The sequence below is a fragment of the Corallococcus exercitus genome (genome assembly GCF_003611585.1).
In the GTDB taxonomy this organism is placed as follows: domain Bacteria; phylum Myxococcota; class Myxococcia; order Myxococcales; family Myxococcaceae; genus Corallococcus; species Corallococcus exercitus.
This window is the reverse complement of record NZ_RAVW01000469.1, coordinates 1-7105: the sequence shown is the minus strand read 5'-3', so window position 1 is coordinate 7105 and position 7105 is coordinate 1. Positions and strand designations below refer to the sequence as shown.

Sequence of the window (7105 nt, the reverse complement as noted above, 5' to 3'; positions counted from 1 at the left end):
AGGGACGCGTGGGGGGCGCGGGCGTGCCCTCCGGCAGGGCGCCTTCCACCGGCTCGGCCGGGAGCGCCGGCAGGCGGATGATGAACGCGGTGCCTTCGCCCACCTTGCTCTGCACGCTGATGCTGCCGCCGTGGTTCTTCACGATGCGCTGGCAGATGGCGAGCCCCAGGCCCGTGCCCTTCTGCTTCGTCGTGAAGAAGGGCACGAAGATGTGCGGCTGCTGATCCGCCGGGATGCCCGGGCCGTTGTCGGAGACGCGCACCTCCACGAACTCGCCGGCCGCGCTGCGGAAGTCGCCGAAGCGCTCCGGCTTCTCCGTGCGCACCGTGATGCGGCCCGGCTGCGGCCCCAGGGCCTGCACCGCGTTCTGCACCAGGTTGATCAGCACCTGCTTGAGCTGCTCCGCGTCGCCCTCCGCGCGCGGCAGGCGCAGGTCCAGCTCCACCGCCAGGTCCGCGGTGGCCGGCATGTCGTTCTGGATGAGCCGCATCGTGCGCGTCACCACCTCGTTGAGGTCGGTGGGCCCGAAGCTCTGCTTCAGCGGCCGGGAGTAGTCCAGGAACGCCGTCACCACGCCGTTGAGGCGGTTGACCTCCTCCACGATGACGTCCAGGAACTCGCCGTCCTCGCCCGGCAGCCGCTTGGGGTCCAGGCACTGCGCCGCGCCCTTGATGGCACCCAGCGGGTTGCGGATTTCATGCGCCAGGCCCGCCGCCATCTCACCCAGCGCGGCCAGGCGGTCGCGCTCGCGGATCTTCTCGTACAGCTTGGAGTTCTCCAGCACCGTCGCCATCCGCTCGGAGACCTCCAGGATGAGGGCAATCTCATCCGACGCGTACGCCTCCGGCACCCGTTCGTCCCACAGGTTCAAAAAGCCGATGACGCGGTCGTTGCCCATCAGCGGCACGCAGATGCCCGCCTTCATCTGGAGCAGCGCGGCGCGCGTGTCGTTGAGCCGCTTCAACTCATCGCGGAAGCGCTTGCCCTCCACCGCCTGCACCCGCATCACGGAGATGCGCCGCTCGATGTTCTCCAGGAGCACCGCCTTCTGTCCGCTGGCCACCGCGAACAGCACGCCGCGCGCGGCGGCCGTGTCCAGCAGCGCCACCGGCAGCGGCCCGCGCGAATCCAGCAGCCGGTACCCGGGCCGGTCCTCCGCCATCAGGTACACCGACGCGTGCGTCACGCGCCCCGTCTCGTGCAGCGCGTCCAGCACCACGCGCGCCAGCTCCGAAATCTCGATGACGGACGCCATGCGCACGCGCAGGGTGCTCAGCGTGCCCAGCAGCGCGAAGCGCTCGCGGAAGAAGATGCGCACCACCATCTCCTCCACCTTGGTGCGCAGCGGATCCAACAGGATGAGGATGACGAACGCGGCCACCACCGTGTTGAAGACGAACAGCGACGTGTTCTCGTCCACCCAGGCGGTGAGCACCGTGAAGACCGCGGCCAGGATGATGGCCAGCACCGTCTGCGAGGCGATCTTCCCCAGCAGCTCGTGCAGGTCCATCAGCCGCAGCCGCAACAGCGTCTGCGCGAGGAAGAACAGGTAGAGCGTCGCGAAGACGGGGCCCAGCGTGGGGAACGGGATGTCGAAGCGCGACAGGAAGTCCAACCCGTTGAACAGCACCGCCGCGCCCGCGCCAATGGCCAGGTACGCCAGCCGGAACTGCTCGATGCGCGACTCCGTCGTGCGCACCCGGTGCACCAGCAAGGACACGGAAGTGAACAGCGCGCCCAGCACCCAGGCGCCCATCGCCACCCGCGCCCATGGTTTGTCCGCCAACGGTGTGACGGCGACGGTCAGCCCCAGCACGCCGGACAGGAGGGCGAGCCGCCGGCCGACCTGATGGGCGCCCTTGCTGACCCCCAGGAACTCGAGGAAGAAGGCGACCGCCGCCCCGGGTACCAGGGAGACGACGAGCACCGTCGCCCCCAGGGCGATGCGCGACACCCAGGGGTACTCCTGGGCGGGGAAGATGCTGTGGAAGAAGAGGCTGAGGTAGTACCCGGCGACCGTCAGGGTGAAGACGGAGTAGAGCGTGAGGACCCGGGGCCGTCCGGGCCGCAACAACATGGACACGCCCAGGGCCAGACCGATGATGGAAGCGAGCAGTGCGCTCTGGGTGCGGATATCCATGTGCAGGCGGACAGTCTAACCTCTGTCAGGGGCTGGAAATTTTCCATCCATCCCCAGTTGTCCTCGGGCGTGCCCGAGCGCATCTCCCAGGGTCCCCGAGGCCCCCGCGAATGAAAGTGTCCCTCCAGCATCTCGCCCTCCTTGCTTCCGCGGCGCTGTTGTCCGCGCAGGCTCCCGCCCCCGCTGACTCCACGACCGCCCCCGCTCCGGCCGCCACGGCTCCGGCCGCGACCCCGGCGGCCACGGCCGCCCCAGGTTCGGAAGAAGACACGGATCAGGCCCCCACGACGCGCACGGACAGCGCGCCGTCGGAGGCGCAGCTGACGCCGCCGCCGGACGCGGACAAGGCGCCGTCGCCGGTGGGCTACGTGCAGGTGTTCAACCCGGCCTTCCCGGGCATCGTGCCGCCCACGCCGGTGGTGCACCGCGGGCGCCGCTACGGGCTGGAGGACCTGACGCCGTACTTCGCGGACGGCAAGAAGCGGGACGCGAAGGACGCGTTCGACAAGGGCCAGTACACCAAGGCGCGCACCCTGCTGGAGGGCGAGGGTGACAGCCTGCCGGTGCGCTACCTGCGCGCGCTGTCGGCGGTGCGGGCCGGGGACGACAAGGCGGCGGCGACGGAGATGGCCGCGCTCGCCAACGACTACCCGGCGCTCAAGGACCGCTGCCTCACGCACGCGGGCGTGGCGCTGGAGTCCCAGGGCCGGCTGGACGAATCGGCGGAGAGCTTCAAGCAGGTGCCGGAAGGCTCGCGCATGTACGTGGACGCGCGCCTGGGCCTGGCGCGCGTGCTGCGCAAGAAGAAGGACTACGACGGCGCCATGGAGGCGCTGACGCCGCTCACCCAGCGCATGATGACGGGCTGGGGCCGCAACGTGGGCGCGGAGGCGCTCATCGCCACGGCGGACCTCGCGGTGGAGAAGAAGGACAAGGCCGCGGAGAAGGCCGCGCTGTGGAAGCTGTGGGCCAGCCAGCCCCTGTCGCCCATCGTCAAGCAGGTGGAGAAGCGCCTCAAGGGGCTGACGCCGCCCGCGGAGGCCAAGGTGGGCCGCGCGGAGGCGCTCATTGAAGCGCACCGCAACAAGCAGGGCATGGCCATCCTGGAGCCGATGCTCAAGACGCTGAAGCTGCCGGACGCGCTCGCGTGCCGCGCGCACTTCGCCTTCGGCAAGGGGCAGCGCAAGGAGCGCCAGCACACGGCCGCCATCCAGGTGCTCACGCCTGTGGTGGAGCAGTGCAAGGACCGCGACCTGCTGGCCCGCGCGCTGTACGTGCTGGGCTCGTCGCGCTCCATCGTGGATCAGCAGCACGGCCCGGACACCTACGAGCGGCTGGCGAAGGAGTTCCCGGACCACTCGTTCGCGGACGACGCGCTCTTCTACGCGGCGGACCTGTACGTGAAGACGAACCGCCCTAAGGACGCCATGGCGCGCCTGGACGAGGTGGCCCGGCTGTACCCCAAGGGCGACTTCCTGGGCGAGGCGCTCTTCAAGGCGTTCTGGGTGGCGCGCACGTCGAAGGTGGAGGACGGGGGCTTCTCCTTCCTGGACCGCATCGAGGAGCAGTTCGCCAACGCGGACGAGTCCTACGACGTGGAGCGCGCGCGCTACTGGCGGGCGCGCACGCTGGAGGAGCGCGGCAACATCCAGGGCGCCGCGGAGCTGATGGAGAAGCTCGCGGTGGAGCACCCGGCCACGTACTACGGCCTGATGGCGCGCTCGAAGCTGGGCGAACTGGACCCGAAGCGCCTGGAGCGCGTGTCGGCGTCCATCTTCGACGTGCCGGAGGCCGCCAGCCCCTGGCCCATGTTCGCGGGCCCCATGGGGGACGACCCCCACTTCCGCGCGGGCGTGGAGCTCTTGCGGCTGGGCTTCCCGGACTCCGTGTCGTCGGAGCTGATGCTGGTGAACCGCACCAACCAGCCGCCGGAGTCCATGCGGCTTCTGGTGATGGTGCTGTCGCAGTCCGGCGACGCGCGCTCGGCGCACGCCATCGCGCGGCTCGCGCTGCGCAAGGACCTGAGCGGCCGCATCACCGCGCAGACGCGGCCGGTGTGGGAGGTGGCCTATCCCAACGCGTTCCGCGACCTGATTGAGAAGCACACCGCGACCGCGGGCGTGGAGCCGGACCTGCTCCAGGCGCTGATGCGCGAGGAGAGCGCGTTGGATCCCAAGGCCCTGTCCTGGGCCGGCGCCATGGGCCTCACGCAGCTGATGCCGTCCACGGCGAAGGGCGTGGCGCGCGACCTCAAGGTGAAGAAGTTCACCGTGGACTCGCTGCTCCAGCCGGAGCTGAACATCCGCTTCGGCGCGCACTACCTGGGCGGGCTGATCAAACAGTTCAAGGGCCACACGCCCTACGCGGTGGGCAGCTACAACGCGGGCTCCGGCGCGGTGAACCGCTGGCGCGCGGCCAACCCGGACCTGCCGCTGGACGCGTGGGTGGAGGAGATCCCCATCGCGGAGACGCGCGGCTACATCAAGCGCGTGCTGCGCTCCTACAACACCTACCAGCTCCTCTACGGCCGCGCGCCCAAGGTGCCGATGATGCCTAGTGCATCGCGTTAGTGTGTAATCCTGGCTGAAACCTGAATTCACGTATTCTTTGTGGAGGGGGAGGGGCGGGCCGTGGTTTCGTCGGCCGCCATGCTCCCCCTCCGAACGAGAATCGCTCCCCTCGCGGTCGCGCTGTTCACCCTGGTGGGCCTGTGTTTCCCGGCGCAAGCCGAGGCGCAGGCCTGGTCGCTGACGAACGCGCAGCGCCAGGCGTTCCTGCGCTACTACGCGCCGGTCATCTTCAAGCGCGCGAACGCGAACGACGGCAAGCACGGCTACGACTGGCTGACGAACTTCGACTTCGACCAGGACGGGGACTTCTCCAACAACAAGCTGCATTGGAAGCAGATCAACCAGTACGTGGACGCGTCGCGCACGGGGCCCAGCGCCTTTGACAAATGGCGCATCCGGCCGACGCTCTACACGTCGCTGATTGAATACATGGACGGGGGGAAGAACCTCGTCCTCGTGTATCACCTGTATCACGCGCTGGATAAGAACGCGGCGGGCAACTGGCAGCTCCACGACTGGGAGCGCGTCGAACTCCAGATTCGCAACGTGGTGGGCAACCCGGGCAGTGGGGAGTCCGTGGCGTTCGCGGTGGTGACGCAGCACAAGCGCAACGTGGTGCGCCGGCAGGGCAGCACGGACCTGAACTTCATGCAGACGGGCACGGGCAGCCACCTGCTCATCTGGCAGGCGGAGTGGTCCGACAAGCTGCTGGCGCCGCACGGGCAGGAGCTGCGCTTCGTGACGGAGCCGTATTCGTTCTTCGCGGGCCGGATGGCGTCGGGCGGGAAGGCGGAGGCGGACGTGAACAACGACGACGGACGCAAGAAGCTGCACTACGCGTTCGTGCCGGAGGACGACGCGGCGGCGGTGGCGGCGTTCAACGCGCAGCCGGTGCGGTACTCGACGGCGGACGCGCAGGCCAGCCGCTACGACAACGGCACTTCCGCCAACTGGCCCGCCGTGAAGCGCACCACGTATGAGCTGCAGGACCTGGCGGACATCCTCCCGACGCACTGGGAGTTCGGTGGCTACGCGACGCACTGGCTGCCGGACGCGCCGCGCTACTTCTATCTGGAGAGCCCGGTGGTGAACGAGGCGGGGCAGGCGGAGGTGGGCGTGGGGATGCAGCGCTTCTTCTCGAAGACGCGCGACATCGAGGGCGAGGACGACCGCGAGGGCTACCCGTCGAAGGCGTGGTTCTTCGGCACGTTCGAGCTCAACGACAAGGCGTCCGACACGGGCGGTGGCGGTGGCTCGTTCGGCGACAAGGCCTGGGCGAGCACGGTGGTGGACTCGCGAGGCCAGACGCGCACGAGCGCCAGCGGCTACCCGGCGTCGGCGAATGCCTGGTGGTGGCAGCACGACTACTTCGTGCACTCGGGCGTGACGGACGACATCGACGGGCAGGAGCAGGGCTTCTGGCTGCAGGGCGGGTGGTATCTGCCCCAGAACGGCGGGTTCGACGGACGCTGGGTGCAGCTCTTCGACGACCGGCCAGGCAAGGAGTCTGGCGAGTACTGAGGGAATGCGTGATGAGACCGTTCCCTCGCTGGGGAGTCTGCCTCGTCCTTCTGTTTGCAATCGCGTCCGTTCAGTGCGCCGCCGCAGGTGGATGCCTCGACAGCGAGTCGTGCTGCATCGAGGCCCATCCCGGCAACCCTGCCGCGTGTGGACTCAGCGCCGCTGAGGCCGCGGCGCTGATGGCGGCAGGCGTCGGCGCGACTGGCACTCACGGAGGGGCAGAGGCATGGGATGATGCCCACAACGCCCACCTGCCTGACTGGAAGCGCCGGTGCATTCGTGCGTACGGCGACTGCCAGGAGTTCAAGTGGTCGGGCAACTGCCATTCCTGCTTTCGCTATTGTGAAGGCCAGCAGGAATGGCCCGAGGACCAATGCGGCCCAAGGCGAAAGGGGAGGTAGCGGGTGTCAGGAGAAGTTGATTGGAATCCCATCCGTGCGCTTGCTCGCCGCGTGTTGCGCGAAGGGGCCCCCCTGGAGCTCACAGATGAAGTTCGTGCGCTCCTCCTGCGTACCGCACGAGAGGTCGCTGTCACCGACGCAGCCGCCGCCCTTCGCACCGAAGCCGGTGCGTACGAGTTGCTGCGTGAATGCTCGCGCCGCATCACGGATGGGTCGAACCGGCTGATGGACGCACTTCACCGGATGTACCGCCACCAGAAGGCCGGTGACTACGACAGCGCGCGCCAGGAGATGCGCGATGTTCTGGCCGTCGAGGTGGTGCCCCACTATCGAGAGACGGCACAGGGCCAGTTGGACGACATGGCTGACGCCCCGTGAAGTGCAGGGGAACTGGCGGCAGGGTGGCCAGAGCAAGAAGCGTGGCTCATGCCCTGCCGCCGGACGGGTGGGGAAGGGGACCCGGGGTAGCGGTG

General features: G+C 68.8%; 4 protein-coding genes. 3 read left to right on the top strand and 1 reads right to left on the bottom strand.

Features of this window, described 5'->3' with window-relative positions; translation table 11 throughout:
• Positions 1-2140 (bottom strand): GAF domain-containing sensor histidine kinase (locus D7W79_RS35985; protein WP_120529819.1); only part of this gene is annotated, 2140 nt, incomplete at its 3' end.
• Positions 2141-2250: 110 nt separating this feature from the next.
• On the opposite strand from D7W79_RS35985, the gene D7W79_RS35980 reads away from it, so the two are divergent.
• The 3 genes from D7W79_RS35980 to D7W79_RS35965 all read left to right on the top strand — a co-directional run bounded on the left by D7W79_RS35980 (position 2251) and on the right by D7W79_RS35965 (position 7010).
• Complete coding sequence (locus D7W79_RS35980; protein ID WP_120529818.1) at positions 2251-4710, top strand: flagellar assembly lytic transglycosylase; 2460 nt, start codon at positions 2251-2253, stop codon at positions 4708-4710.
• A 78-nt stretch (positions 4711-4788) separates the two neighbouring features.
• On the top strand, positions 4789-6231 hold the full coding sequence (locus D7W79_RS35975; RefSeq protein ID WP_120529817.1) for a hypothetical protein: 1443 nt from the start codon (positions 4789-4791) through the stop codon (positions 6229-6231).
• A gap of 404 nt (positions 6232-6635) precedes the next feature.
• Entirely contained in the window at positions 6636-7010 is a 375-nt protein-coding gene (locus D7W79_RS35965) for a DUSAM domain-containing protein (protein WP_120529816.1), read from the top strand.
• The last annotated feature ends 95 nt before the right edge of the window (positions 7011-7105 follow it).

Coding starts and splice junctions, on each gene's coding strand:
- D7W79_RS35975 (WP_120529817.1), top strand. CDS start 4,789: ATGCTCCCCCTCCGAACGAGAATCGCTCCCCTCGCGGTCGCGCTGTTC.
- D7W79_RS35980 (WP_120529818.1), top strand. CDS start 2,251: ATGAAAGTGTCCCTCCAGCATCTCGCCCTCCTTGCTTCCGCGGCGCTG.